Origin of the sequence: Desulfolutivibrio sulfodismutans DSM 3696, from assembly GCF_013376455.1 — a bacterium.
Lineage (GTDB): Bacteria > Desulfobacterota > Desulfovibrionia > Desulfovibrionales > Desulfovibrionaceae > Desulfolutivibrio > Desulfolutivibrio sulfodismutans.
Genome location: NZ_CP045504.1, coordinates 3,665,179 through 3,691,177 on the forward strand (window position 1 = coordinate 3,665,179; position 25,999 = coordinate 3,691,177).

Here is a 25,999-nt window from a genome sequence, read left to right on the forward strand (position 1 = left end):
TCTCATGGATACAATGTGGCTACAAAGTGTCCAAATGTCAATCCAGGGTCGTGGCCGGGGTCGTGGCCGGGACGGGGTCATCGGGCGATTCGCCCGCCTCGGATTTCTTGAGCAGGGCGTAGAAGTGGGAGCGCGACAGCCCCGACGCCTCCATGGCCTTTTTGAGGTCGCCGCCGCATTCCGCCAGCAGGCGGTGCAGATAGATGCGCTCCATGTCCTCGCGAAAGTCCCGCAGGGTGGGCAGGGGGCTGGTGAAGAGCCCGGCCAGGGGGGCGGCGTCGCGGTCCTGCGCCGCCGTCTGCCGAGCCGTCGGCCCTGTCTGTTCGGTCTGCCCGGTGGGATCGTCGGTCCCTGCCGACGCGCCGGACACCCCAAACGCGCCAGACGGGCCGGACGCGTCCGGCGTCGCGGCCTCCGTGGCCGGGGCGGCCTGCTCCCGGGAGCGGACCAGGCTTCGCCGGGTGACCCGGATGCGCACGTCCTGGGGCAGGTGCATGGGATAGAGGGTCTTTTCCCGCCCGGCGGCCACAAAGGCCCGCTCCAGCACGTTTTCCAGCTCGCGCACGTTGCCCGGCCAGTCGTATTCCTGGAGGATGGCCAGGGAATCGGCGTCAAAACCCTTTTGCGGCAACCGGTAGCGGTCGCCGAGGCGGCCCAGGCAAAAAAGGGTCAGGGGGGCCACGTCCTCGGGGCGCTGGCGCAGGGACGGCAGCTCCAGGGAAATGGTTTTTAAGCGGAAAAACAGGTCGCGGCGAAACTCCCCGGTGTCGATCATGGCCGAAAGATCGCGGTTGGTGGCCGCAACCAGCCGGAAATCGCTGGCCGCCTCGGTCAGCGACCCCACGGGACGGAAACGCCGCTCATGCAGGACGCGCAAAAAGGACTTTTGCAGGGTTAAGGGCATCTCCCCCACCTCGTCCAGAAAAAGCGTGCCCCCGTCGGCGGCGGCCACCAGGCCCGTGCGGTCGGCGTCCGCGCCGGTGAAGGCCCCCTTTTTATGGCCGAAAAGCGTGCTCTCCACCAGGGACTCGGTCAACGCGGCGCAGTCCACCACCACGAAGGGGCCGCGCGCCCGGGCGCTGTTCGCATGGATGCAACGGGCGAAAAGCTCCTTGCCCGTGCCGGTCTCGCCGGTGATCAGCACCGCCGCCTGGGACGCGGCGGCCGCCGCCGCAGCATCCAGGCAGGGCCGCATGGCCGGGCTCTCGGCCACCACCCCGGTCAGGTCCAGGGCCAGCGGTCCCTGGCCCTGGCGCTTCTGCTCCCGGTAGGCCAGGGCCCGGGACAGGCGCAGCATGATTTCCTTGATCGACGAAGGCTTGACCAGATAGTCCCAGACCCCGGCCTGGATGGCCAACTCCGCGCCGTCGGGATCGCCAAGGCCGGTCAGGATGATGACCTCCGGGGCGTCGTCCAGGGCCTTTATGCGCGGCAGGGCGGTCAGGCCGTTGCCGTCGGGCAGGCCCACGTCCAAAAGAACCACCCCGAAGGGGGCCCCGGACAGCCTGGCCAATCCCTGGGCCAGGGTGGCGGCCGCGTCGCAGGTCAGGCCCATGCGCGCCGCCAGGGCGGCCATGGTCTGCCGGATCTCGGGATCGTCGTCGATGATCAAAATGTCCGGCACGTCGCCCCCCCTCCTTCACCCAGGGCCCGGCGGATAGCCGCATGCAGGGCGGCCCCGTCATAGGGCTTGAGCACGATCTCGCGCACGTTTTCCGGCCGGTCGGCCCCGCGCACGTCGCGGAACCGGCCCGAAACCACTACCACCGGCACCCCCGGGGCCTCGCGCAAAAGGGCCTGGGCCAGCTCGAAGCCGCTGGCGCCGGGCATGTCGAAGTCCGTCACCACCACGTCGAACCCCGGGGCGTTTTCGTCGCCGCCGGACTTGGCCAGAACGGCCAGGGCCTCTTTTGCGCCCGGCGCGGCCGTAACCCGATAGCCAAAGGCGGCCAGCACCCGGGGTACGGTCTCCAGAAGCGACGCGTCGTCCTCCACGAAAAGCACCCGCTCGGCGCCGCGCAGGGCCGCCGGATCGTCGCCGTCGAGGGCTGCGTCGCCGTCGCCGCCGCAGGGCAGGTAGACCGAAAACGACGCCCCCCGCCCCGGGGCCGAGAGCACGGCCACCCGGCCGTTGTGGTTGCGCACGATGCCCTGCACCACGGCCAGCCCCAGGCCCGTGCCGCCGTCGTCCTTGCGGGTGGTGAAAAAGGGATCGAAAATGTTGTCGATGATCTCCGGGGAAATGCCCGGGCCGTCGTCGGCCACGGTCAGGCGCAGGTACCGGCCCTCGGGCAGATCCAGGAGCAGGGCCTCCTCGGCGGGCAGCCGCGTGGAGCACAGGACCACCCGGATCACCCCGCCCCGGCCGCCAGCGCCCAGGTGGCCGCGCAGGGCCTGATAGGCGTTGGTGCACAGGTTCATGACCACCTGGTGGATCTGGTTGGGGTCGGCCCGGCACACGGCCTGGACCACCTGGATGTCCGTCTCCAGGCGGATATGGCCCGGCAGGCTGGCGGCCAGAAGGCCCGTGGCCTCCATGATCGCCCCGGCGATGTCCGCGTCGCGGAAGTTTTCCCGCGACGGTCGGCTAAAGGTCAGAATCTGGCGCACGATGCCCCCGCCGCGCTTCGATGCCGTCAAGACGCGGCGCAGGTCGGCGGCGGCCTGGGAGTCCGGGGCCAGATCCAAAAGGGCCATCTCCGTGGAATTGATGATGGTGGTCAGGATGTTGTTGAAGTCGTGGGCCAGCCCGCCCGCCAGGGTGCCCACGGCCTCCATCTTCTGGGACTGGCGCAGCTGGGCCTCCAGGCGCTCCTTGTCCGTCACGTCCTCGGCCGTGCTCAGAGTGCCCACCACCTGGCCCTTGCGGTCGCGAAGCGGCGCCTTGTTGAGCTCCAGCCAGGCCTGCTCCCCATCGCCCCGGGGAAAGGCCAGACGCATGCGTCGCCTGGGGGCCTCGCTCCGCATGACCTCCCGGTCGGCCTCTTCGGCCATGCCCGCATGGTCCCACCAGCCGGGCAGCACCTCGGGGTTGGTCTTGCCCACCACCACGGCCGGGTCGGACAGGCCAAAAAAGGCGGCAAAGGCCTTGTTGGCCCCCTGGTAGCGCTGGTCACGGTCCTTCCAGAAGACGAGTTGGGGGATGTTGTCCAGAAGCAGGGTCAGAAAGGACAGTTGGGCCCGGATTTTCTCCTCCACGCTGCGGCGGCGGGAGATGTTGATGACCAAAAAGACCAGGGTGGCTGCCAGGATGACCAGGGCCACCACGATGATCCAGAAGATTTGGGGGTTTATGCGAAAGAAATAATAGGGTTTGTTTAAAATTTCACTGCCAAGGGGCAGGTCGCTCTCGGGGATGTGGAAGCGCTTGAGGCCGTTGTAGTCGAAAAGATACAGGTCGCCCACCTGGGCCACCACCGGGATGTCCGCGACCGGGGTTCCCTCCAGGATGCGCAGCGCCATGGAGGCGGCCAGCCGTCCATGCTCCCGGCCCTTGAGCACCCGGCCGCCCACGGTGCCCGAGCCGACCAGAAAGTCCCAGCAGGTGTAGATGGGCGCGTCGGAATGCTCGCCGATCTCGGCCACCACCTCCTCGGCGGAATAAAAGCGGTCGCCGATGGCCTGGTAAAACGGGATGAAAAAGATCATGGCGTCGGCCGGAACCCGCTCCACCAGCCCCAGGATCTCCCCCAACTGGTAGGAGTCCCAGAACTCCCATTCCAGCCGGTCGTGGTAGGGCGGCAACTGGGCCCGCACCTGGTTGGCGATGGCGATGCCGGTGACCGAACGGTCGCCGATGACAATGAGCCGTTTTTTCCCGGGATTTTGCGTCAGGGCCAGATCCAGGGTGCCCTTCAGGTCGAAGCGCTCCTCCACCCCGGTCATGTCCGTGCGCCCGGCCATCATGTCCGGCCGCAGGTCGTTGACCCCGCAGAACACGATGGGCGCGCCCGGGAACAGTTCGGCCGCGTACTGCCGGGCGAATTCAAAGGCGTAGTTGTCCGAGACCATGACCACGGAAAAGGAGGTGTCCCGGAACTTGTATTTGTACAGGTCGAAAAGCCCCTGGCGCAGGATGGGGCCGGAATACTTCTTGGAGTCCATGTATTCCACCTGCAGGTCCACCAGGGGATCGGTCTGGTTGGCCAGCACCTCCCGGATGCCCTCGAAGATCTCATCGGACCATTTGTAGCCGGGCTGGTAGGAGTTGAGGTAGAGGACGTTTTTTTTCGCGGCGCGCGGCGCTTGCGGTCCCACGGCGGTGGCCGCAACAGGGGAGGGGGGGGCGGTCTCGGACGCGGCCATGCCCCACTGCGCCGCAGCCAGGCAAAAAAGGCCTGCGGCCAAAACGGCCACGGACCACAGCGCGTTCCAGGCGAAAGCGGTGCGGGCCGGGGCGGCTGTGGGCGGGACAGGGGGCATGGGGGTCTCCGACGCGCGGCGCGGCTGTCGCCGCAGGGCGCGAAATCGCCGGATTGTGGGCAATGCGGCGGCAAAGGTCAAGACGCCGCCGCCGCCGTCGCCGTTGCCGCCGCCGTTGCCCCTGGCGGTGCAAACGGCCCGGCCGCCCACGTCTTGCCGGGCGCGGACAAGGCGGCTACAACCTCTTTCCGCGCCGGTCTGCACGGCGCCTGCCAGGAAACACCGAGGAGGAAGCCATGGACAAAAAGGAACTGCGCGCGGCCGCCCGGGAGCGGCTCAAGGGATATTGCCGGGTGTGCCGCCGCTGCGACGGCCGGGCCTGCGCCGGAGAGGTGCCGGGCATGGGCGGCGCGGGAACGGGGCACGGCTTTACGGCCAATATTGAGGCCCTGGCCGCCTGGCGCTTCAACATGCGCACCATCCACCATGTCACCCAGCCCAAAACCGCCGTATCCCTGTTCGGCCTGGATCTGTCCATGCCGATCCTGGGCGCGCCCATGACCGGAAGCACCTATAATTTCGGCGCGCCCATGACCGAGGGCGACTTCATCGAGGCCATCGTGGACGGCTGTCTGCGGGCCGGAACCGTGGGGATGTCCGGCGACGGGGCCGATCCCACCATGTTCGACAGCGGGCTGGCCGCCCTTTCCCGCCACGGCGGCCGGGGCGGGGCCATCATCAAGCCCCGGGAGCACGGCGAGGTGCTGGCCCGCCTCTCCAGGGCCGGGGCCGCCCACGCCGCCTTTGTCGGCATGGACATCGACGGCGCAGGGCTGGTGACCATGGCCCTCAAGGGCCAGCCCGTGGGCCCCAAGACCCGTAACGAACTGGCTGCCCTCATCAGCGCCACGCAGCTCCCCTTCCTGGTCAAGGGCGTCATGACCGTGGAGGACGCCCTGGCGGCGGTTGACGCCGGGGCGGCGGGCATCGTGGTCTCCAACCACGGCGGCCGCATCCTGGACCACACCCCGGGCGCGGCCGAGGTGCTGCCCGAAATCGCAGCCGCCGTGGGCGGCCGGGCCGCGATCCTGGCCGACGGCGGGGTGCGCACCGGGGCCGACGTGCTCAAACTCCTGGCGCTCGGCGCCCAGGCCGTGCTGGTGGGCCGTCCGCTCATCGTCGGGGCCGTGGGCGGCGGGGCCGAAGGCGTCGCGCTTTTGCTCGACGCCATGCGGGCCGAGCTTGCGGCGGCCATGATTCTGACCGGCACGGCCGACGCCTCGCATGTCGAGCCTTCCATCCTGCGAAGATAGTCTGTGTGGCGCGAAGGGGCGTCCGCCCCTTCGCGCCACATCTGTTACGCCTCCAGAATGCGCATGGCCTGTTCCAGGCCGGACTCGGCCATATGCTCCAGGCCGGTTTCGCGGGCGGTCTCGCGGTTGGCGGCCAGCACGTCGTTCCGGGCCAGGTCGGTGACGGCGAAGCGCCGCATGCCCGCCAGGAATTGCTGGATGCCCGCCCCGAGCTTGTCCATGAGCGTGCAGAAGGCGATGGCCCCGAGGGGGAGCTCGCGCATGGCGTCGTCGCCCAGGCGTCCGCGCAGGGCGTGGTATCCGGCGAAGATGGCCTCGGGGGTCGTGCCGCGTTCGGAGACGGCCTTTGGCAGGGTGTCCCACAGGCCGTTTACGGCGGCGCGTTTTTTCGGGAACAGCACCCCTTCGATGTTGGCCCCCACAAAGGCCGGGATCATGAGCGCCCGGCCCAGGCAGACCAGCTTGGCGTAGGGCGCGCCCAGGGCCAGGGCCTTGACGATGTGGTCTTCGCGGGCCAGGCCTCCGCCAAAGGCCATGTCAGCGGGTTTGACCCCGCGCCGGTCCAGGACGGCCGCGAATTCACGGGCCCTGGCGTGCAGATGGAGGGAGGGGATACCCCAGTGGTCCATCATGTTCCAGGGGCTCATGCCCGTGCCGCCGCCCGCGCCGTCGATGGTTAAAAGGTCGAGGCCCGCTTCGGCGGCGCATTTGACGGCCATGGCCAGCCCGTCCATGCCGTAGGCCCCGGTTTTGAGCGTGATGCGGGAAAATCCCAGGGCGCGCAGGCGGCTGACGGTGGCGTGGAAGGATTCGCGCAGGCGTTCGAAGTCGCCCAGATCGGCATGCCCCAGGCGGCTGTGCCGGGCGAAGGCCCGCACCGCGCCGTCGGCGAAGGCCCGGGCCACGGCCGGGTCGTCCGGGTCGGGGTCCACCACGTAGCCGCGCGTGGCCAGGAACCGGGCCTGTTCGAGGCTGCCCACCTTGATCTCGCCGCCGATGCTTTTGGCCCCCTGACCCCACTTGAGCTCTATGGCCACCTCACCGGCGTGGGACTCGGCCAGAAATTCCGCCAGCCCGTTTTTGGCGTCCTCCACGTTCTGCTGCACCAGGATGCCGCCTGTGCCCGTGGCATATTGGCGATAAACGGCGATGCGCCGGGAGAGTTCCGGGGCCTTTGTCAGGCGGCCGTTTTTGAATTCGGCCTTTGGGTCGATGCCGGCCACGTTTTCGCCGATGACCAGGGGCACGCCGCACAGGGCGCAGCCCACGGCCAGTCCGTTCCAGTAGACGGCGGCCACCCGGGTGGACCCCAGCGCCCCGGTGATGAGGGGCAGGCCCACGGCCAGGCCCGGTTCGCGGCCAAACGTGGCGGTAAGATCCACGCCGGTGAACATGCGTTCGGCGTCGTCGCCGGGCCCAAGGACGCGTCCGGCCAGGCGCAGGGAGGCGTAGGACACGCCCTGCGGGTCGGTGTTGGCGCTCCCGGCGGTGATTATGCCGAAGTCCCGGGGATAGAGCATGTCCCGGCCGCGCAGGCAGGACAGCCAGGTCTCGCATTTGCCCGCGCAGTCGGCGCGGCACAGGGTACACAGGCCGGATTCGGCGGGCGTGCCCCGGTTGGCGGTTCCTAGGACGTCGTTGGTTTTTTGGGGCTGCATGGCGGGGGGTCTCCTTTGGCGGCCAAGGGGCCGTGTCGTGGTGTAAGGGAAGGCCGGGCGGGACGGATGGTCCCGGCCCGGAGGCTGTTGCGGGCTCGTGCGGCGGCCCCTTGAAAGCGACGTCAGGAGGTCAACCGTTGTGCGGCGCGGGGGGGCGGGCGGCCCGCACCAGGGCGGACTGACCGGCCCTGGCCGCGAGGCGGACGGCCCGGCGCAGTTCATGCACGGCCGGGAGGCCGGGAGGGGGTTTGGGCGGGGCCTTGACGGCCTCGGCCAGGGAGGCCCCCAGGACGGCGGCGCACCACAGGGAGGCGGCGGCCATGCCCGGGCCGGGCAGGCTGGTCAGGAATCCGGCGTCGACGATGCGGCCCTTGGCGACGCTGACGAAGATTTCGATGAAACCGCCCTGGTGGTCCACGACCCGGGCCGAGGCCGTGGGGTTGGCCGGGATGCCCAGATGGGGCGGATCGAAGGCCGCTTCCCACAGGGGGTGGCCGGGAAGCCACGGCGTCGCGGGGGCGTCTTGGCGGTCTTTGCGGGAGGACGATTCGGCGGGGTTCATCGGTTTTCGAAGCGTTTGTGCCGGTCGAAGTCGAAATCCTGGGGCAGATGCCGCCCCTGGCGCAGGATGATCGCCAGCGCCGCCACGGCCAACACGGCCACAATGGCCGCCGTGGCCCAGAATAAGGATGTCGCAAGCAGGTTCATGGCGCGTCCACCAGCCGGTTCCGGGATGATGGGCGAGACTGTGGCGGGAAACGCGTTTGCCCGCAAATTTGTCGGAATCTTCAGACAGGCGCGACAGGTTCGACAGACGCGACAGTCGCGACAGACCCGGCCCGGGGACAAGAGGGGGCAAAGCGGCTGCCCGTACGGCTTCCGCAAGCGGGGAATCTGCGCAGGCGGCAGCGCATGCGGACAGCTCACGGGGGATGCCCGCCCGTGAAAAACACGGGGGTATTTTTCACAGTGCGCAGGGTCAGGCGTTTACAAACGAAACGAATTCAAGGTGTTGCTGCTTGTTGAAACACGACAGACAGTCCCGGACGCAGCGCTAGGGCAGGATGTCGTCCTTTTCCAGGGCGTAGCGGAAAAAGTCCGCCGTGGTGCGCAGGTTGAGCTTTTTCATGATGCGCGTCCGGTAGGTTCCGGCGGTCTGCACCGTGACCCGCATGGCGGCGGCCACGTCGGTGAGCTTCTCGCCCCGGGCCAGGCGGTGCATGACCTCGCGCTCCCGGGGCGACAGGCGCGGGGATTTCCCGCCCGGGCCGCCCTGGGTGGTCAGTTCGCCGGACAGGCCTGGGCTGACGTAGGTCTCGCCGCAGAGCACCTTTTCGATGGCCTGGGCCAGCTCGCCGGGGGCGGAGTTCTTGCCCAGATAGCCGTTGGCCGAAAGGGCCAGGGCGCGCCGGGCGTATTCGGCCTCCACATGCATGCTTAAGATGATGACCGGCAGTTCCGGGTCATGGCCACGGATGGCGGCCAGGGTCGCAAAACCGCTTTCGTCGGGCAGCGACAGGTCCAGGAGCACCAGACCGCAGGGATGGGCCCGGACCAGGGCCAGGGCCTCGGCCGAGGTTGCGGCCTCCAGGAAACGGAACTCCCGGGGCATGTCGGCCAGGATGTCCATGGTTCCCCGGCGCACCACGGCGTGGTCGTCCACCACCAGGACGACCAGGGCGGCGTCCTTCTCGCGCTTGTTCGGGGTCATGGCGTTTTTCTCCGGCGGGCCAGGGGCAGCACGGCCGTGACCGTGATCCCGCCGTTTTTGGCCGGGCGCACGTCCACGTCGCCGCCGAAAAAGCGCATGCGTTCGCGCATGCCCAGGATGCCGTAGGCCGTGGGATCGTCAAGGGCCTTGTGCGGCGCGCCCCGGCCGTCGTCGGCCACCACAAGGCGCATCTCGCGTTTCGTGGCGGACAGATGCACCCGCACCCGGCTGGCCCCGGCGTGTCGGGCCACGTTGGTCAGGGCCTCCTGAAGCACCCGGAAAAGGGCCGTGGCCTGTTCCGGGTCGATGCCCGGCATGGCCTCGGCCGTCTCAACCTCAACGGCGATCCCGGCGCTTGCGGCAAAGGCCCGGGCATGGGCGGACACGGCCTCGCTAAGGCCCAGGTCGTCGAGAATGGCCGGGCGCAGTTCCCGGGCGATGCGGCGCACGGTGGAAAGGGCGCTTTCGGCCAGGGCGGCGATGTCCGCGATGTGTTTCCGGGGGGCCGTGTCGTCCGGGGGCAGGCGCTTTCCCAGGCGGGAAAGCCCCATGGACAGGGCGGTGAGGGTCTGGCCCAGCTCGTCGTGGATCTCCCGGGAGATGCGGCGGCGTTCCTGCTCCACACTGTCGCGCAGATGGGCCGAAAGGTTGCGGATGCGCTGCCGGGACTGTTCCAGGCTTTTGCGGGCGGTTTCCCCCCGGGTGATCTCCCGGCGCAGGTCCGCGTTGGCCTGCACAAGTTCGGCCGTGCGCGCGGCCACGCGCTCTTCCAGGCGCTCGTTGGCCTCGCGCAGGGCCTTTTGGGCGGCCACCCGGTCGGTCACGTCGCGCAGGCTCAGGCGCAGCCCCATGGGTTCGCCGTCCGGGCCGGACACCCTTGTGGTCTCCTGGGCCACCCAGACCACGGCCCCGTCCGGGCGCAGGATGCGGAAATCCATGGACGGCGCGCCCGCCTCCCGGGCCTGGTCCAGGCCCGCGCGCCATCCCGGAAAATCGTGGGGGTGGATGACCCGGGCGAAAAAATCCGGATCGGCCAGGGCCTCTTCCGGGGACCGTCCGGTGATGCGGGCGCACGACGGCGAGACGTAGCGCGCCCGGCCGTCCGGGCCCAGCCACACCTCCCAGTCGTAGGTGAAATCGGCCACGGTGCGGTACACGACCATGGCCCGGCGCAGGGCGTCGGCGTCGCCGTCGTCAGGCGTTGCGGGGTCGATGCTCATGCCGCAAGCATAGCCGCTTTCACCTGGAAGCGGAAGGCATGGGACCGGCCGCGCGGGACGGCCGGTCCTCCTTCCTGGGTGGTCCGTAGGACGGCGGGAGCGTCCCTGTTACGGGATTCCAAAGGGAGAAGCCCTTTGGCCCCCGGAGGGCTCCCCCCTGCCCATTCCCAGCATCCCGCCTACTTGCGTCCGCCGCGTCCGCCCCGGCCTCCGGCCTCGCGGCCCGTGGCCGCCGGGGCCTGGCGTTCCGTGGCGGGCGGCTTGCGCATGGTCTGCCCGGCGGCGGCGGACTGGCCGAACCCGGTCTTGCCGAACACGTCCGTGTTGTCGGAATAGCCCTGCGGGGCCTGGGCCATGGTGCGGGAGGCCTGCGGGGCCGTGCCCGGGGCCGTGCGGGCGGCCTGGGACTGGGACATTCCCTGGGTCGTGCTCGGGGCCGGGGCCGTGCGGGCAGCCTGGGAGGACGGCTGCGCCGTGGTCTTGGCCGTGGTCTGGGCGGGCATGTTCTGCACCTGCCCATCGCCCACGGTGGCCGTCTTGGACTGCCCGGTGGCGTTGTTGGTGCCGGTGACCGTGGCCTGGCCCTTGGTGGCCGTGGCGTCTACGGAATAGTCGCCGCCGCTTTTCGTCTGCACGTCGGCCCCGGCGCTGACGGAACCCTGGCCGGAGCCCAGGTTGCTGCCGGTGGCGTAGGTCTGGGCCGTGGCGGCATTGCCGCCGCTTCCGGCCACGGCGCTTTGGCCGGTGTAGGAAAAATCCGTGACCTGGCCGGAGTCGCTTCGGGTGACGCTGCCCTGGCCCTGGCGTCCGGCCGCCGCCGACTGTCCGGTGGCCGGGTTGGTGACTACGCCGCCCATGGCGCTTTGGGTGCTGGTGGTGTTTCCGGACACGGTCTTGGAACCCGTGGCGGTCCCGGCGGCGTTGACGGTCTGGCCGGACGGGGTCTGGACGGTGGCCGCCCCGGCGGCGCGGCCCGTGGTGGTGTTCCCGGAGGTGGTCACGGCCGAGGCCGAGGCCCCGGTGGCTGTGGCGCTTTGTCCCTGGGGGCCGGTGACGGTGGTCTGGCCGGAGTGGGTGTTCACGGTTGTGGCCCCGGCCGTGGTGGTCGTGCCGCTGCCGGTGTGACCGACGGTTGTGGTCCCGGCCGGGCCGGTCACGGCCACGGTCCCCGAGGGGTCGGTGTAATACGTGGTCGTCGCGGCGGGCGGGGGGACGGTTGTGGCCGGGACCGTGGTGACGGTGGTTGTGGCGGGCGGCACGGCGGTCACCGTGGTGGTCGGCGCGGGGGTCACCACCACGGTCGCGCCCGGCGTGGCGACGGGCGGCGGTACGGCGGTCACCGTGGTCACGGGGGCGGGCGTCACCACCACCGTGGGGCCTGCGCCCGGGCTGACCGGGGTCGTGGCGGTTCCTGTGGCGGCCTTGGCGGCGGCCAGACTGGCGGCCTCTTCCGGCAGGGCGGCCATGCGGGCGTCCATATCCGGATGGGCGTTTAGGATGGCCTTTTTCGGCATGGGGCGCACAGCGGCCCAGGCGGCCTGCGCCGCCAGGCCTTCGGCCCTGGCCCGGGCCGGGTCGCCGACCTCCACGGCCGCCCAGGCCGCCTCCACGTGGCGGCGCATCTCGGTGACGTGGTTTCCGGCCGAACCCGGTTCAGCGGCCGGGAGGGCGGTGGGAAAGCAGATGATGAGCGCGGCAAAAAGAATGGCATAGGTTCGTGAAAAACGGGGGAACATGGCTCCACCTCATGGGGAAGGGGTTTGCGGCAGGGGGAAAGCCGGAATCGCCAGGAGGCGGCTTGGCACGTCACGGCAGGTTCCACCTCTGAAGTCCTGTGTCGGTGCGCGGAGGGCATCGGTTACAAGGCTCTGTCCAGCATGTACACATTCTCCCGGGACCGGGCAACGGCTTTCCCCCGCGAGGCGTCCCCGTGCCCCTTTTCCCGAAGCCCCCTTTGGGCTATGCCACAGGCAGGACCGTCATCGGACGCCGGTCCCCGGGACATGGGGGCCGACAGGGGAGCGCCATATGTTTCGAGCCGTTATCGGGCAGGCCCAGTGCGTGGAGACCGAATGCGCCGCCGGGAACGTCATCCGGCAGTGCCGGGCCCGGCTGGCCGGGGCCGTCCCCGGGGCGGGGGTGCTTTTTTCCTCCACGGGTTTCGATCTGCCGCAGCTTTTGGACATGACGGCCCAGTCCTTCCCGGGCATGCCCCTGGTCGGCTGCACCACGGCCGGGCAGTTCTCCACGGCCCTTGGTCCAAGCTTCGATTCCATCTGCCTGATGCTTTTCGTGTCGGACACGGTACGTTTCGGGGCGGGGCTCGGCCGAAACGCCCTGGCCGACCCGGAAGGCGCGGCCAGCGAGGCGGCGGCCATGGCCCGGGCGGCCTGGCCCGAGGAGGCGGCGTCTTTGGCCTTCGCCTTCCCCGAGGCCATGGGGCTGGCCCCGGGGCGGCTTGTGGCGGGTCTTTCCGCGTCGCTTCGCTGCCCGGTGTTCGGGGGGTTCGCCGCTGGCGAGGGCCGCGACGACGTGCGCCAGTTTTTCGGGAGCGAGGTGGTGCGGGGCGGGGTTCCTGTGCTTTGCCTGTTCGGCCCGGCCCGGGCCTATTTCGCCGTGAGCAACAGTTGGCGTCCCGTGGGCCGCCGGGTGCGGGTGGACGCGGTGGACGGCCCCCGCGTGCTGCGCATCGACGGGAAAACCGCAGTGGATTTCTACCGCGACACCCTGGGGCCGCACGGGCTGCCCGCCACGGAGATGCCCCTGGCCGTGTTTGCGGACGACGGCCGGTTCGCCATTCGCGGTCCCCTGGACTACGACGAGGAGGGCGGCGGCATCGTATTTTCCGACGTGGTGCCCGAGGGGGCGCAGGTGCGCATCACCGAGGCCACGCGGGAGGGGATCATCGGGGACGTGGACCGGTCCCTGAAGGAACTGGTCCGGGCCCTGCCCGCTGATTTCATCCCCGACGCGGCCCTGGCCTTTTCCTGCTCCACACGGCGTTACATCCTGGGCCAGCGTTCCCGGGAGGAGTTCGAGCTCATGCGCGGGCATTTTCCTCCCGAACTGCCCATTGCCGGTTTCCACGCCTACGGCGAGATCAGTCCCCTGATCCCGGGCGACCCGGCCCGGTTCCACAACTGCACGCTGGTGACGGTGCTTTTCGGGGACGGGAAGGGCGAAGGCGCGGCCTTTCCCGAGCCGACCGTGGAACTTCCCGTGCCCGAATGCGCCGAGGACGCCATGGCCATGAAGGACAGGGAGATACGGTTCCTCAAAAAGCAATGCGCCCGCTCGGAACAGCTCGTGACCCGCTTGGAGCATCTGCGCGACATCGGTTCGGGTCTGCAAGGCCGCATGAACAAGGAACTGCGCGACGCCAACCTGATCATCAAGGAAAAAAACCGGCTTTTGCGCGAGGCCCTGGCCCTGGCCGAAGAGGTGCAATTGCGGCTTCTGCCCCGGGACAACCCGGCCGTGCCTGGCTTCGATATTGCGGGCAAAAGCATCTATTGCGACGAAACAGGCGGGGATTATTACGATTATCTGGCCGTGCCCGGGGCCGGACCGGGCAGTGTGGCGATTGTCGTGGGGGACGTGTCCGGGCACGGGGTGGCCTCGGCGTTGCTTATGACTACGGCCCGGGCGCTTTTGCGCATGCGGGCCTCCATGGGCGGCGGCCCGGCCTGCCATGTGGAGGACCTAAACCGCCTGCTGACCCAGGACACGGCCGAGACCGGGCGTTTCGTGACGCTTTTCTACCTGTCCATGGAGCCGTCGCCGGATGGGTCGCAGCCCGGGCGCATGCGCTGGGTGCGGGCCGGGCACGATCCGGCCCTGGTGTACGACCCGAGGACCGGGGGATTTCTGGAGTTGTCCGAGGGCGGCGTGCCGCTGGGGATCATCGGCGAGGTGGCTTACGAGGAATTCGTCTTTGAGGGCATGGTTGGGGGGCAGGTGGTGGCGCTGGGCACGGACGGCATCTGGGAGGCCCGGAACCGCAACGGCGAGATGTTCGGGAAAAAGCGCCTGCGCCGGATCATCAGCGAACATGCGGACCTTCCGGCCCGAAAGATCGTTGGTGCGGTGCTCGAGGAACTGGAGGCGTTTCGCCGCGGGCTGCCCGCCGAGGATGACGTGACGCTGGTGGTGGTGAAGGTGTTGTAATATAAGTATATTTGATTATATGTAGCCCTGAGAGATAAGTATGATTCGGGGAGCTGGCACAAATGATTGAAGAATTTAAAGACAAGAACGTTGGAGGAGAAAGGGTTATTTTTTGCAATAGATGCAAGCAGGATACGAAGCATATTATTAAGTCTTCTTTAGTGACGAACGGGAATGATCAAATTAACGATGATTTCATATTTTATTGGAGCGAGAACGTTGAGATATTAAAATGCAATGGGTGCGGAACAACGACGGTGATGGTTGAAGAATCAAATTCAGAGGAATTGCCATGGAAAGACGGAGCTTATCCACATATAGTGTATTTTCCGAATAGAGAGGATGGTTATATTCAGGTTATTGAAAAAGGATTTCTCCCATGGAAAATACAAAAAATATATTCAGAAACGATAGAATGTTATCGACATGGTTTGGTTGTTTTGTGCGTTGCGGGTATTCGTGCTACACTTGAAGGAGTGTGCCAGGATAGAAATGTGAAGGACGGAATTGTAAAAAGAAAAAGAAAAGGAGTTTATGTCGATCGAAAAATTAATAACCTGGAAGGAAAGATAAATGGAATGTGTGAGGCAGGGTTTGTTTCGAAAAGAAATATTGATATACTTCACACGTTAAGGATTGTTGGAAATGATGCAGTTCATGAGCTTTCTGTGTTAGAAAAGGTCAAAGTTGAAGCTGCTATCAGTATATTAAACCATATTTTGACAGATGTGTATGTTTTGCCAGAAAAACAACGGCTGTTGAAAAATGTACAAGATGGTTCTGGGCTGCCTCTATAGCGTATGGGGGTAGTACGCAAATCAAAATGATCACCCTGTTAATTCGACATACTCCCCAAATGGTGTCCCCATGAGCCCCTGCGCCAGCCGGGCATCGGCCGTCACCATCACCCCCTCCAGGGCCACGGCCAACGCCACATACAGACAGTCATACATGGCCCGGCCGGTCATGGTCGCAATCTCCCAGGCGTGGTCGCGAAGCTCGGACGTCTCAAAATACAAGATCGGCTGCCCTGCCAGGGTCTCCCGCGCCTCCTCCGCCTCCAACCGGGTCATGTCCCCCCGGCGCACAAACTTGGCCAGCAGATTGTCCATCTCGATCAGAAAAAAGTCCGGGGCATAGAGATCGATCCCGGAGCGCATGTATGCGGCGGCCGCGTCCCCGCCCGGTTCGGACGTGAACCACTTGGCGGCCACCGAGGCGTCAAGAATGATCGGCCTCATGCGTCGCGATCTTCCCGAAGAAGCGCCGTCGTGTCGGGAAAGACCCGCCCCGCCATGCGCCTGCGGAAATCCTCAAGTTTCGCAGCGGCCGCCTGATGATCCAGCACCTTGCGGGTGCTGGCCTGACTCAGGATGACCCGCACCTCGGCCTCGAGCGAGCGGTTGTGTTCGGCGGCCAGGGCCTTGAGACGGCCGACCACGCCCTCGTCCAGATCGCGAACCAGTATCTGCGACATGATGACTCCCTCCTTCATGCGTGCTATCAATATGATAACATTTTGGGAGATGTCAATTCTCTCCCCGCGCCGTGCGGCCAGAAGCGGCACGGCATACCTCCGTCGACTCACTCCCCGCATATCGCCCCACATCCATCTTGACAAACCCCTGCGTTTCGCATTTCATTCCGCAAATCGGAGTGAAAACCGCATGTTCAACGAAATCGATCTCAAAATTCTGAATATCCTTCAGGAAAACGCCCGCACCTCCAACGCCGACCTGGCCCGGGCCGTGGACCTGGCCCCGTCCGCCGTGCTCGAGCGGGTGCGCAAGCTCGAACGCCGGGGCGTCATCACCGGCTACGCCGCGCATCTGTCCCCCCCGGCCGTGGGGCTTTCGCTGACCGCGTTCACCTTCGTGCGCGTGGAGGAGGCCGTGGGGGCCACGGACACCGGGCGGCTTCTGGCCGATCTGCCGGGCGTGCTCGAGGTCCACTACACCGCCGGGGCCGCCGCCTATCTGGTCAAGGTCCGGGTGGCCGACACCGCCGCCCTGGCCGGGCTTTTGCGGGAGATGGGCCGCATCGAAAGCGTGCGCGACACCAACACCACCATCGTGTTGGAAACGGTCAAGGAAACCGCCGCGCTGCCTCTCAACCACCATTCATAAAAAGGATCGCCGTCATGGATCAGGCTCTCGAATCGCGCATCGTGGCCCGGGGAAAGCAGTTTTTCCAGAGCATCCGGGGTGAGGCCCCCTCCATCTTCAACAAGGGCTTCTGGACCGGCAAGGTCATGGACTGGGCCATGAAAAACGAGGATTTCAAGGTCCAGCTCTTCCGGTTCGTGGACGTTTTGCCCTACCTCACCACCTCCGACGCGCTTAAGCGCCACATTGAGGAATACTTCACCGGCCATGGCGCGGCGGACATCCCGGCCGTGCTCAAGTGGGGCGCGGAAAAATCCGGCATGTTCGGCGGGCTGGCCGCCGCGGTCATGGGCAAGGCCATCCGCTCCAACATCGAGGGCATGGCCAAGGGCTTCATCATCGGCCAGACCGCCAAGGAGGCCGTCAAATCCATCAAAAAGCTGCGCAAGGATGGTTTCGCCTTCACCGTGGACCTCCTGGGCGAGGCCACCATGAGCGAGGCCGAGGCCGACGCCTACCGCGACGGCTATCTCGAGGTGCTGGCGGCCATCGCCAAGGAGCAGCCCTCCTTTTCGACGCTTGGCGGCGGCAAGACTGATCTGGACTGGGGAAGCGCCCCCCGGGTCAACGTCTCCATCAAGCCCTCGGCGCTTTTTTCCCAGGCCAAGCCCGTGGACATGGAGGGCTCCATCGCGGGCATCCTGTCGCGGCTGGTCCCGGTCTACCGGGCCACGCGGGCCATGGGCGGGGCGCTGTGCATCGACATGGAGGCGCTGAAATACAAGGACATGACCCTTGAGCTCTTCAAGCGCCTGCGCACGGACAAGGAATTTCGCGACTATCCGCACCTGTCCGTGGTGCTCCAGGCCTACCTGAAGGACACCGAGCGCGATCTGGCCGACCTTGTGGCCTTCGCCAGGGCCGAGGGCCTGCCCATCGGCATCCGGCTGGTCAAGGGGGCCTACTGGGACTTCGAGACCGTGGTGGCCAAGCAGATGGGCTGGGAGGTTCCGGTGTGGACCAAAAAGCCCGAGACCGACGCCGCCTACGAGCGCCTGTCCACGGAGATCCTGCGCCACGCCGACATCGTCTACTTCCAGGCCGCCTCGCACAATATCCGCAGCATCAGCCACGTCATGGAGACGGCGGCGGCCCTGGGCGTCCCAGACAGCCGTTACGAATTCCAGGCCCTGTTCGGCATGGCCGAGCCCGTGCGCAAGGGCCTTCTGGCCGTGGCCGGGCGGGTGCGCCTGTACTGCCCCTACGGCGAGCTGTTGCCGGGCATGGCCTATCTGGTGCGGCGGCTTTTGGAAAACACGGCCAACGAATCGTTTTTGCGCCAGAGCTTCGCCGACGGCCAGACCGAGGAGCTGCTCCTGGAAAACCCTCTGGCCACACTGGCCCGCGAAACGTCCACGACCTGCCCGCCGTCGTCGCCGCCCGTGTCCAGGGGGGGGCTGACGCGCTTCGCCAACCATCCCATGCCCGACTTCACCGTGGCCGACCTGCGGGCCGCCTTCCCCAGGGCCCTGGCCGAGGTCCGGGCCGACTTCGGCCGCACCATCCCCCTGGTCATCGGAGGGAAGGAGATCCTCACCGCCGACCGGCTGGCCTCGGTCAACCCGGCCGATCCGGACGAGGTCGTGGCCCAGGTCTGCCAGGCCGGGACCGCCGAGATCGATCAGGCCGTCGCCGCCGCAAAAGCCGCCTTCGCGGGCTGGCGCGATGCCGCGCCCGAGACCCGGGCCGCCGTGCTCATAAAGGCCGCCGCCATCGCCCGGGAGCGCATCGTGGCCCTGTCCGCCCTGCAAGTCCTCGAGGTCGGCAAGCAGTGGGATCAGGCCTACGCCGACGTTGCCGAGGCCATCGACTTCCTGGAATACTACGCCCGGGAGATGGTCCGCCTGGGCGCGCCTCGGCGCATGGGCAACCAGCCCGGCGAGCAAAACCGCCTCTTCTACGAGCCCAAGGGGCCGGTGGCGGTCATCGCCCCCTGGAACTTCCCCCTGGCCATCGCCTGCGGCATGTCCGCCGCTGCCGTGGTCGTCGGCAACTGCGTGGTTTTTAAGCCCTCGGGACTGGCCTCGGCCGTGGGCTACGGCCTGTGCGGGATTTTCCGCGAGGCCGGGCTGCCGGACGGCGTCTTCAACTTCTGCCCGGGCCGGGGTTCGGTCATGGGCGACCATCTGGTCGAACACCCGGACATCACCATGATCGCGTTTACCGGCTCCATGGACGTGGGCCTGCGCATCATGGAAAAGGCCTCCCGGGTCGTCCCCGGGCAGGCCTATTGCAAGCGCGTGGTGGCCGAGATGGGCGGCAAGAACGCCATCATCATCGACGACGACGCCGACCTGGACGAGGCCGTCTCCAGCGTGCTGTATTCCGCCTTCGGCTTCCAGGGCCAGAAATGTTCGGCCTGCTCCCGTGTGATCGTCCTGGAACCCATCTATGAGAAGTTCACCGCGCGCCTCAAAGAAGCCGCCGAGTCCGTGAAGATCGGCCCGTCCGAAGACCCGGCCAACTTCATGGGACCGGTGGTGGACGCTTCGCAGCAAAAAACCGTGGCCACATACGCCGACATCGCCCGCGCCGAGGGCCGCATCCTGGTGGAGCGGCTTTGCGCGGGCAAGGGCTTCTACGCCCCCATGGTCATCGTCGAGGGCATAAAGCCCGAACACCGCCTGGCCCAGGAAGAGGTCTTTGGACCCATCCTGGCCGTCATGAAGGCCAAGACCTTCGATGAGGCCATCGATATCGCCAATTCCACCCGCTTCGCCTTAACCGGCGGCGTGTTCTCGCGCAGCCCCAAAAACCTGGAGAGCGCCAAAAAACGCTTCCGGGTCGGCAACCTGTACATCAACCGCAACATCACCGGCGCGCTGGTGGAGCGGCAGCCCTTCGGCGGCGCGAAGATGTCCGGCGTGGGGTCGAAAGCGGGCGGCCCGGACTACCTGCTCCAGTTCATGGATCCGCGCGTGGTGACGGAAAATACCATCCGGCGCGGCTTCACCCCCATCGAAGAGGGCGACGACTGGTTTGAATAGCGGGAGTCGGGGAGGAGGTGCCGCCTCCTCCCCGAACCCCACCGCCGCCAGGGGGCCATTGCCCCCTGGACCCCACGTCAGCTTCGCCCTATCCTCCCCTCCATGTGCGGACGCTTCGCCCTGGGCATTCCCAGAAAAAAACTGGCCGAGGAATTCGGCCTGGACGCGGTTCCCGAGGCCCCGGCGCGCTACAACATCGCCCCGGGCCAGCTCGTGGAGGCCGTGGTGGACGCGGGCTTTGGGCGGCGCGAGATGCGCCTGTTTCGCTGGGGCCTGGTCCCGTCGTGGTCCAAGGAAGGCAGCAAGGGCCGGGGGTTCGTGAACGCGCGGTTGGAAACGGCGGCGGAAAAGCCGTCGTTTCGAGCGGCCATGCGCTACAGGCGGTGCCTGCTGCCCGCCTCGGGATTCTACGAATGGCAGGCCCGGCCGGGCGGCAAGCAGCCGTGGTATTTTTACCGAACTGACGGGCGGTTGGCGGCCCTGGCCGGGCTCTGGGAGCGCTATGAAGGCGCGATGGGCGAGATCGTGGAATCCTGCGCGGTCCTGACCACCGAGGCCGACGAGGCCGTGTCGCCGGTACACGAACGCATGCCGGTGGCCATCGAACCAAAGGACTATGAGCGCTGGCTCGACACGGCCATGCGCGACGGGGCACGCGCGGCGTCGATTTTTCGACGCCCCGGGCCGTCGATCTGGGCCGGGCATCCGGTCGGGCCGGGGGTGAACCGGGCGGCGGCGGATGAAGAGCAACTCATCCTGCCGCTGACCATGCGCTGATGGCGGCCCATTGCGGGGCATGACGGGGATCAGGGCGCGGCTTCGGCCGCGTTTTTCGTTTTTTTTTGGCGCTGTGGCGTTTGTGGCACTACATCTGCAACAAAGGCGAGGCAGGGCAAAAAACTCCGCCGTGGGGGCGGAGTCTTGACCAACGGGGGAGGCTATGGCGATAGCTCAAGAGGCAGCATCACAACGGTTCCGCACCGCGCCCGTGGGGCGTCCGGACCAAACCGCGCCGGTCATCCGGCCCGGCGTGTTCCGTCCCGGGCCGCTGGTGGAGGACGTCGAGCGGTTGTCGCGTCCAGGCGTGGTGTTGTCGGATGAGGACATCATCAACGTCCTGGTGAAATATTTTCACGCCTACATCTATCCCGGTTCCGAGGCGCATGCCGTGCCGCTTGGGGATATCTCCGAACTGTTCTGGCGGTTTTGCGGCATGTGGTGGGAGGGCACGCGGGATACGCCCGCCGATCTGGGCCTGCGCGACTCCACCGGATATGCCCTGCGCATGCTGGCCGATCTGCCCAAGACCGGGCATATCTTCCGCTCTATCGCCGGACGTCCGGCCATGCCGACCGGCCTCGCCGACGGCTACGTGGGGCTCGGCCTGGGCACAGGGACCGGGGTGTTGCTCTTGGCGGCGTCGCTCCAAGCCAGGCGGCATGGAGCCGGACGGTTCGACCTGCTGGGGGTGGAATACGACACCTTGGTGGCCGAACGTACCGGACTTCTGCTGGACCGGCTCGGCGTAGGCCGGGTGGTGGCGGCCGACGCCCGGGACGCCCAGGCTTACATCGACATGGTGGACGGGCCGATCACCTTTGTGGCCAACGAAACCATCCCGGGCATGAACCAGCGCATGCAGTCCGAACACTTTTCGGCCATCCATGGGGCGCTTTTCGAGGCCGCGGCCGCCCGTCTGCGGGAGACGCTCTTTTTCCCGGAAGGCTTGGTGGCGGTGGAGCCCAAGACAGACGCCTCGGTGGTCTTGTCGCGGCAAAACCGGTTCCAGGTGCCGAAATACTACCGCAACGTGAACGTCTTTCCCCGGGCCATCATCATTGAGGGACGACTGACGGCCCTGACCCGGCTCGGGAAAGACTTCCCCCGGCTCATCCCGCCGCAGGTGCGGCGCTTCCTGCCCAGGCGCTGGTAACCACTGCCGTCGGGGCTGCCGCCCCGCACTGTTCTCGGGGCTGCCGCCCCGAACCCCGCCCGGGGGAAATCATTTCCCCCGGACCCCCTGATATCGTTGCCGTTTCCGGAGCAGCAAAGCTGCTCCGGAAACGGCAACGGAAATCGGGATGGCCGGAGAACTCGATGCCTCCCGCACGCGGACGCGAAGCGCGCCATGCACCCGGCCCAGTGTGTGCGGCGCGCAGCGCCGCACACACTGGGCCGGAAAGAACTGGTTCTTCGCATACGGACGCGAAGCGCGATGAAGTTTTCGAAGGGGGGTCAAGGGGGGAAACCTTTTTCAAAAGGTTTCCCCCCTTGTCGCGGTGCTACCGGTCGCGGAAACGGCGTTCCCAGTCGTATTCCTTGGACGTGACCACATCCTCCATGCGGCGGATGCGGCGGCTGAGGCGTTCGAAGCGGCGTTTGAGCTCCTCGCGGCCGCTTTTTTTGTTTGCTGCAAAGCGGGAGTAGAAGTCGCGTTCGTCGTCGCTGCCGGGGGCCAGGACGGGTTCCGGGCGCAGCAGGAATCCGGCCAGGATGTAGGCCCCGATCACCGGCCAGACGCCGGAGAACACGGCCAAAAAGACGACGCCCAGTCGGACCCAGGTCACGGGCACGTCCAGGTAGCGGGCCAGCCCCTTGCACACCCCGAGCAGCCGACCGTCGCGGGCCCGGTAGAGCTTGTGGTATTTGAGTTCCGAGACGTGTCTCATGGGTTGCCACCTCCGCCATCCCGTCTGCCGGAGATGATGATGGTTTCCAGGCTCTCCACGCGGCTCTCCAACTGTTCCAACTGCCGGTAAAGCTCCTGGGCGGTTTCGGCCTCCTGGCGCTCGTCCTGGGCGTTTTTGCCGCCGGACTTGAACAGGCGGGCCGCCAGGACGAGGACGCCGCCCAGGATGACCACGCCGATGACCATGGCCCCGGCCACGATCAGGGTGACGAGAAGTTTGATCATGGTGTCTGGCTCCGCATATCCGTCAGGCCCGAAGCAGCCGGGCGCAGGTCCGTTGCAAGAGAAACAGGGCGAAGAGGGCACAAAGCCGCAACGCGGTTTTCATGTCACTTTCCGCCGCCGGTTTCGGGGCGGGGAGGGCGCAGGGCGGCCAGTTCCCGCTCGATGTCCTCGTCGGCCTCCATGCGGGCGAACTTTTCTTCCAGGGTCATGGGTTCGCCGGGCCGGGACGCGGCGCCGCGCTCCCGGGGGGCAGCCAGATCGGCCTCGGCCTCCAGGCGCTCGATGCGGTTCTCGAATTCCTCAAAGCGTAGCAGGGTGTCGGCGGATTGTACACGCCGCAACTCGTCCCCGGCCCGCTTCTTGCCAGCGGCCCGATGATGCCGGGCCACCAGGACTCGGCGGCGTTCCTTGGCCGAGGCCAGCTTTTCCTCAAGCTTTTCGAGATCGCCCTTGCAGGCCTCGATCATCCCCTCGAATTCGGCGGTCTCGGCTTCCATGGCCAGGGCGCGTTCCTCCAGGCGGCGCTTTTCCAGAAGCGCCTCCCGGGCCAGATCCTCGCGGCCCTTGTCCACGGCCAGCTTGGCCTTGCCGCGCCACAGTTCGGCGCGGTGGACGGCCTCGTCGCGCTGCCTGCGGGCCGTGGCCGCCTGGGCCATGGTGCGGGCGCAGGAGGCCTTGAGTTCGACCAGGGTCTCCTCCATCTCCTGGATCATGAGCCGGATGAGCTTTTCGGGGTCTTCGGCCTTGTCGAGCATGGCGCTGATGTTGGCGCTGATAATGTCGCGGAAGCGGGTGAAAATACCCATGGTGGTTCCTCCTTGGGGCGTTTGCAACGGAAAAGCAGGGATCATGCCAGATAAAAAATCGAATAAAAAAGCGGTAATATGTTTTAAGAATAAAACTTGTGTGGTTTATCTGGCTAAGATATGGCATGAAACGCAAAAGGATGGTGAAAATGGCGAATAGCTATCAGGCGCCGGAGCAGGCCGTCAGCGAGGCCATTGGCCAGTCCGACGCCTTTCTGGCCTTTCAGGAACGCCTTTCCGCCGTGGCGGGCGTGGCGCGGCCCGTCATCCTGCTTGGCGAACGCGGCACCGGCAAGGAGCTGGCCGCCATCCGTCTGCACTACCTCTCCACGCGTTGGGACAAGCCGCTTCTCACCCTCAACTGCGCCGCGCTGCCTGCCTCGCTGCTCGAATCCGAACTCTTCGGGCATGAGCCCGGGGCCTTCACCGGCGCGCTCAAGGTCCGCCACGGCCGCTTCGAGGCCGCCCGCCAGGGCACCCTGTTTCTCGACGAGGCCGCTGCCATCCCCTTGTCCGTTCAGGAAAAAATTCTGCGGGTCGTGGAATACGGCACGTTCGAACGCTTGGGCTCCTCCGAGCAAAAACGCGTGGATGTGCGGCTTATCGCCGCCGCCAACGCCGATCTGGCGGCCATGGCCCGGCAGGGAACCTTCAAGCCCGATCTGCTGGATCGCTTAAGCTTTGAAGTGCTGCATCTGCCGCCGCTGCGCGCTCGCCACGGCGACATCCCCCTGCTTGCCGCCCGTTTCGCCGCGCGCATGCAGGCCGAACTCGGGCACAAATCGCCCCCCGAGTTCACCTCCGCCGCCATGGCCACCCTGGAGGCCCATCCCTGGCCCGGCAACGTCCGGGAACTCAAAAACGTGGTGGAGCGGGCTGTGTTTCGCGCTGCAGGCAAACGCATCCGGCAGGTGGACTTTGACCCCTTTGCCTCGCCGTTTCCGCCGCTTCCGCCGCTTCCCGCGCCTGCCTTCACAGCACCCCCTGCCGTCCAGGCATCCCTGTCTGCGGCCCCCTTGCCGTCCGATCCCCCCAGCCTGCCCGCCTCGCTGCCCGACGCCCTGGCGAGCCTCGAGAACCGGCTCGTCCATGACGCCCTGGCCAAAGCCAACCATAACCAACGCCGCGCCGCCGAACTGCTGGGCCTGAGCTACCACGCCTTTCGCGGCGTCTACCGGAGGGTGAGAGGCGGGAAGGGGGGATGAAGGGAGAAGAGGACCGGGGAGGGGAACCCCTTTTGTGAACAAAAGGGGTTCCCCTCCCCGGACCCCTCCCCTCCCCAAAAAACTTTCGTAAAGGGGGGGGTGAGAGGGGGAGCTATGCAGCAGACTGAACGAAACTATCCGGGGGGGCCGGGAATGATTCCCCCCGGGCAGGGAAGGGGTGTGGGGAGGGGGCGAAGCCACCTCCCCGCCGTCGGCCTGCCGACGGTTGCGAAAATCACAAGCAGGTCGCGGCTTGCCGCGCCGTAAGCGAGTGATTTTTGTGCCTTTCCGTCCGGCGGTGTAGCCGCCGCAGACGGCACAAAGCCCCGGTTTCTTTGAAACCGGGGCTTTGGTGTCTGTGCGGCAAGGGGCGACGCCCCCTCCCCGCAGCGTCAGGCGGCCCTAGGCCGATTCGAGTATTTTTTTGAAGTAGGGGATGGTTTTTTCCAGGCCCTCTTCGAGTTTGATGGTGGGTTCCCAGCCGAAGACCGACTTGGCCAGGGTGATATCCGGACGACGCTGTTTGGGATCGTCTTCGGGCAGGGGTTTGAAGTCGATCTTGGATTTCGAGCCGGTGTGCTTGAGCACCAGTTCGGCCAGTTCCAGGATGGTGAACTCGCCGGGGTTGCCCAAGTTGGCGGGCCCGGTGAAATCGTCACCGGTGTTGTTCATGAGCCGCACAAAACCCTCGACGAGGTCGTCCACATAGCAGAACGACCGGGTCTGCTGGCCTTTGCCGTACACCGTCAGCGGCTTGCCCTGCAGGGCCTGGATGATGAAGTTGGAGACCACCCGGCCGTCGTTGGGGTGCATGTTGGGGCCGTAGGTGTTGAAAATTCGGGCCACCTTGATGCGCAGTTTGTGCTGGCGGCGATAGTCGAAGAAAAGCGTCTCGGCGCAGCGCTTGCCTTCGTCGTAGCAGGAACGGAACCCAATGGGGTTGACGTTGCCCCAATAGGATTCGGGCTGGGGATGCACGGCCGGATCGCCGTAGACCTCGGAGGTCGAGGCCTGCATGATTTTGGCTTTGAGGCGTTTGGCCAGGCCAAGCATGTTGATGGCGCCATGCACGCTGGTCTTGGTGGTCTGCACGGGATCGTGCTGGTAGTGGATGGGCGAGGCCGGGCAGGCCAGGTTGTAGATCTCATCCACTTCAATAAACAACGGGAAGGTGATGTCGTGCCGCAGGAACTCGAAATTCGGGTTGCTCATAAGCGGCAGGATGTTCTGCTTGGAGCCGGTGAAACAATTGTCCAGGCACACGACTTCGCAGTTGTCGGCAAGGAGCCGTTTGCACAGGTGGGAGCCCAAAAAGCCCGCGCCGCCGGTGACCAAAACACGTTTTTTCAGATGCATGGCCGTTTATCCAGATGTGTTTGAAAGGTGGTGGGGAAAAATCCCGGGTCGCACATAATGCCGATTCTGCGCTTTGTAAACAGGGGAATCGTAACGCCCCTTTTACAGCGGTTTCAGGGAAAGGGAAAAGGAAAT

General features: G+C 66.5%; 22 protein-coding genes. 8 read left to right on the forward strand and 14 right to left on the reverse strand.

All coding sequences use genetic code 11. From position 1 onward, the window contains the following. Positions 1–37 precede the first annotated feature (37 nt). Positions 38–1,624: a sigma-54-dependent transcriptional regulator gene (locus GD606_RS16820; RefSeq protein ID WP_163303380.1), complete on the reverse strand. Its 1,587-nt coding sequence runs from the start codon at positions 1,622–1,624 to the stop codon at positions 38–40. Then, entirely contained in the window at positions 1,609–4,422 is a 2,814-nt protein-coding gene (locus GD606_RS16825; RefSeq protein WP_176629330.1) for a hybrid sensor histidine kinase/response regulator, read from the reverse strand. Before GD606_RS16825 ends, GD606_RS16820 begins: the two co-directional genes overlap by 16 nt. Positions 4,423–4,658: 236 nt before the next feature. Here GD606_RS16825 and GD606_RS16830 point away from each other — a divergent pair, with 236 nt between their 5' ends. After that, positions 4,659–5,675 (forward strand): alpha-hydroxy-acid oxidizing protein, encoded by a 1,017-nt coding sequence (locus tag GD606_RS16830; RefSeq protein ID WP_163304017.1) that lies wholly within the window; start codon positions 4,659–4,661, stop codon positions 5,673–5,675. Between the two features lie 44 nt (positions 5,676–5,719). Here the strand turns inward: GD606_RS16830 and GD606_RS16835 are convergent, their stop codons facing one another. The 6 genes from GD606_RS16835 to GD606_RS16860 form a co-directional block, all read right to left on the reverse strand. Then, the gene (locus GD606_RS16835) at positions 5,720–7,333 is read right to left on the reverse strand and encodes a glutamate synthase-related protein (protein ID WP_163304018.1); all 1,614 of its coding nucleotides are present in this window, start codon (positions 7,331–7,333) and stop codon (positions 5,720–5,722) included. Between the two features lie 130 nt (positions 7,334–7,463). Next, a complete protein-coding gene (locus tag GD606_RS16840) occupies positions 7,464–7,895 on the reverse strand; it encodes a hypothetical protein (protein WP_176629331.1) in 432 nt (143 codons plus the stop codon). Continuing rightward, positions 7,892–8,041 carry a hypothetical protein gene (locus GD606_RS16845; protein ID WP_163303439.1) on the reverse strand — a complete coding sequence of 50 codons (150 nt, stop codon included), beginning with the start codon at positions 8,039–8,041 and terminating at the stop codon, positions 7,892–7,894. Before GD606_RS16845 ends, GD606_RS16840 begins: the two co-directional genes overlap by 4 nt. Positions 8,042–8,387: 346 nt before the next feature. Then, entirely contained in the window at positions 8,388–9,044 is a 657-nt protein-coding gene (locus GD606_RS16850) for a response regulator transcription factor (RefSeq protein WP_163303440.1), read from the reverse strand. Next, on the reverse strand, positions 9,041–10,264 hold the full coding sequence (locus GD606_RS16855; protein WP_163303441.1) for a PAS domain-containing sensor histidine kinase: 1,224 nt from the start codon (positions 10,262–10,264) through the stop codon (positions 9,041–9,043). The genes GD606_RS16850 and GD606_RS16855 overlap by 4 nt, the downstream gene beginning before the upstream one ends. 179 nt (positions 10,265–10,443) lie before the next feature. Beyond that, positions 10,444–12,000 (reverse strand): serine-rich family protein, encoded by a 1,557-nt coding sequence (locus GD606_RS16860; RefSeq protein WP_163303442.1) that lies wholly within the window; start codon positions 11,998–12,000, stop codon positions 10,444–10,446. A gap of 292 nt (positions 12,001–12,292) precedes the next feature. Here GD606_RS16860 and GD606_RS16865 point away from each other — a divergent pair, with 292 nt between their 5' ends. Continuing rightward, on the forward strand, positions 12,293–14,431 hold the full coding sequence (locus GD606_RS16865) for a SpoIIE family protein phosphatase (protein ID WP_163303443.1): 2,139 nt from the start codon (positions 12,293–12,295) through the stop codon (positions 14,429–14,431). Positions 14,432–14,493: 62 nt separating this feature from the next. Continuing rightward, positions 14,494–15,228, forward strand: a complete 735-nt coding sequence (locus GD606_RS16870; RefSeq protein WP_163303444.1) for a DUF4145 domain-containing protein — start codon at positions 14,494–14,496, stop codon at positions 15,226–15,228. A gap of 30 nt (positions 15,229–15,258) precedes the next feature. Here the strand turns inward: GD606_RS16870 and GD606_RS16875 are convergent, their stop codons facing one another. Beyond that, positions 15,259–15,672 carry a type II toxin-antitoxin system VapC family toxin gene (locus tag GD606_RS16875; RefSeq protein ID WP_163303445.1) on the reverse strand — a complete coding sequence of 138 codons (414 nt, stop codon included), beginning with the start codon at positions 15,670–15,672 and terminating at the stop codon, positions 15,259–15,261. After that, positions 15,669–15,908, reverse strand: a complete 240-nt coding sequence (locus tag GD606_RS16880) for a FitA-like ribbon-helix-helix domain-containing protein (protein ID WP_163303446.1) — start codon at positions 15,906–15,908, stop codon at positions 15,669–15,671. The genes GD606_RS16875 and GD606_RS16880 overlap by 4 nt, the downstream gene beginning before the upstream one ends. Before the next feature lie 190 nt (positions 15,909–16,098). On the opposite strand from GD606_RS16880, the gene GD606_RS16885 reads away from it, so the two are divergent. From GD606_RS16885 to GD606_RS16900, 4 genes are all read left to right on the forward strand, one after another. Continuing rightward, on the forward strand, positions 16,099–16,557 hold the full coding sequence (locus tag GD606_RS16885; RefSeq protein WP_163303447.1) for an Lrp/AsnC family transcriptional regulator: 459 nt from the start codon (positions 16,099–16,101) through the stop codon (positions 16,555–16,557). Positions 16,558–16,571: 14 nt separating this feature from the next. Further along, entirely contained in the window at positions 16,572–19,583 is a 3,012-nt protein-coding gene (locus GD606_RS16890; protein WP_163303448.1) for a proline dehydrogenase family protein, read from the forward strand. 102 nt (positions 19,584–19,685) lie between these two features. Beyond that, on the forward strand, positions 19,686–20,360 hold the full coding sequence (locus tag GD606_RS16895; RefSeq protein ID WP_163303449.1) for an SOS response-associated peptidase: 675 nt from the start codon (positions 19,686–19,688) through the stop codon (positions 20,358–20,360). 163 nt (positions 20,361–20,523) lie between these two features. Next, positions 20,524–21,516, forward strand: coding sequence for a hypothetical protein (locus tag GD606_RS16900; protein WP_163303450.1), 993 nt, complete (start codon positions 20,524–20,526; stop codon positions 21,514–21,516). 349 nt (positions 21,517–21,865) lie between these two features. On the opposite strand, the gene pspC is transcribed toward GD606_RS16900, so the two are convergent. From pspC to GD606_RS16915, 3 genes are all read right to left on the reverse strand, one after another. Next, complete coding sequence (pspC, locus tag GD606_RS16905) at positions 21,866–22,252, reverse strand: envelope stress response membrane protein PspC (RefSeq protein ID WP_163304041.1); 387 nt, start codon at positions 22,250–22,252, stop codon at positions 21,866–21,868. Continuing rightward, on the reverse strand, positions 22,249–22,497 hold the full coding sequence (locus GD606_RS16910; protein WP_163304040.1) for a hypothetical protein: 249 nt from the start codon (positions 22,495–22,497) through the stop codon (positions 22,249–22,251). Before GD606_RS16910 ends, pspC begins: the two co-directional genes overlap by 4 nt. A gap of 104 nt (positions 22,498–22,601) precedes the next feature. Further along, positions 22,602–23,303, reverse strand: a complete 702-nt coding sequence (locus tag GD606_RS16915; RefSeq protein ID WP_163304039.1) for a PspA/IM30 family protein — start codon at positions 23,301–23,303, stop codon at positions 22,602–22,604. A gap of 149 nt (positions 23,304–23,452) precedes the next feature. On the opposite strand from GD606_RS16915, the gene GD606_RS16920 reads away from it, so the two are divergent. After that, entirely contained in the window at positions 23,453–24,508 is a 1,056-nt protein-coding gene (locus tag GD606_RS16920; RefSeq protein WP_309550354.1) for a sigma 54-interacting transcriptional regulator, read from the forward strand. A gap of 402 nt (positions 24,509–24,910) precedes the next feature. On the opposite strand, the gene GD606_RS16925 is transcribed toward GD606_RS16920, so the two are convergent. Beyond that, positions 24,911–25,864, reverse strand: coding sequence for a UDP-glucuronic acid decarboxylase family protein (locus GD606_RS16925; protein WP_163303845.1), 954 nt, complete (start codon positions 25,862–25,864; stop codon positions 24,911–24,913). Between the last annotated feature and the right edge of the window lie 135 nt (positions 25,865–25,999).

Coding starts and splice junctions, on each gene's coding strand:
- GD606_RS16825 (WP_176629330.1), bottom strand. CDS start 4,422: ATGCCCCCTGTCCCGCCCACAGCCGCCCCGGCCCGCACCGCTTTCGCC.
- GD606_RS16830 (WP_163304017.1), top strand. CDS start 4,659: ATGGACAAAAAGGAACTGCGCGCGGCCGCCCGGGAGCGGCTCAAGGGA.
- GD606_RS16835 (WP_163304018.1), bottom strand. CDS start 7,333: ATGCAGCCCCAAAAAACCAACGACGTCCTAGGAACCGCCAACCGGGGC.
- GD606_RS16840 (WP_176629331.1), bottom strand. CDS start 7,895: ATGAACCCCGCCGAATCGTCCTCCCGCAAAGACCGCCAAGACGCCCCC.
- GD606_RS16845 (WP_163303439.1), bottom strand. CDS start 8,041: ATGAACCTGCTTGCGACATCCTTATTCTGGGCCACGGCGGCCATTGTG.
- GD606_RS16850 (WP_163303440.1), bottom strand. CDS start 9,044: ATGACCCCGAACAAGCGCGAGAAGGACGCCGCCCTGGTCGTCCTGGTG.
- GD606_RS16855 (WP_163303441.1), bottom strand. CDS start 10,264: ATGAGCATCGACCCCGCAACGCCTGACGACGGCGACGCCGACGCCCTG.
- GD606_RS16860 (WP_163303442.1), bottom strand. CDS start 12,000: ATGTTCCCCCGTTTTTCACGAACCTATGCCATTCTTTTTGCCGCGCTC.
- GD606_RS16865 (WP_163303443.1), top strand. CDS start 12,293: ATGTTTCGAGCCGTTATCGGGCAGGCCCAGTGCGTGGAGACCGAATGC.
- GD606_RS16870 (WP_163303444.1), top strand. CDS start 14,494: ATGATTGAAGAATTTAAAGACAAGAACGTTGGAGGAGAAAGGGTTATT.
- GD606_RS16875 (WP_163303445.1), bottom strand. CDS start 15,672: ATGAGGCCGATCATTCTTGACGCCTCGGTGGCCGCCAAGTGGTTCACG.
- GD606_RS16880 (WP_163303446.1), bottom strand. CDS start 15,908: ATGTCGCAGATACTGGTTCGCGATCTGGACGAGGGCGTGGTCGGCCGT.
- GD606_RS16885 (WP_163303447.1), top strand. CDS start 16,099: ATGTTCAACGAAATCGATCTCAAAATTCTGAATATCCTTCAGGAAAAC.
- GD606_RS16890 (WP_163303448.1), top strand. CDS start 16,572: ATGGATCAGGCTCTCGAATCGCGCATCGTGGCCCGGGGAAAGCAGTTT.
- GD606_RS16895 (WP_163303449.1), top strand. CDS start 19,686: ATGTGCGGACGCTTCGCCCTGGGCATTCCCAGAAAAAAACTGGCCGAG.
- GD606_RS16900 (WP_163303450.1), top strand. CDS start 20,524: ATGGCGATAGCTCAAGAGGCAGCATCACAACGGTTCCGCACCGCGCCC.
- pspC (WP_163304041.1), bottom strand. CDS start 22,252: ATGAGACACGTCTCGGAACTCAAATACCACAAGCTCTACCGGGCCCGC.
- GD606_RS16910 (WP_163304040.1), bottom strand. CDS start 22,497: ATGATCAAACTTCTCGTCACCCTGATCGTGGCCGGGGCCATGGTCATC.
- GD606_RS16915 (WP_163304039.1), bottom strand. CDS start 23,303: ATGGGTATTTTCACCCGCTTCCGCGACATTATCAGCGCCAACATCAGC.
- GD606_RS16920 (WP_309550354.1), top strand. CDS start 23,453: ATGGCGAATAGCTATCAGGCGCCGGAGCAGGCCGTCAGCGAGGCCATT.
- GD606_RS16925 (WP_163303845.1), bottom strand. CDS start 25,864: ATGCATCTGAAAAAACGTGTTTTGGTCACCGGCGGCGCGGGCTTTTTG.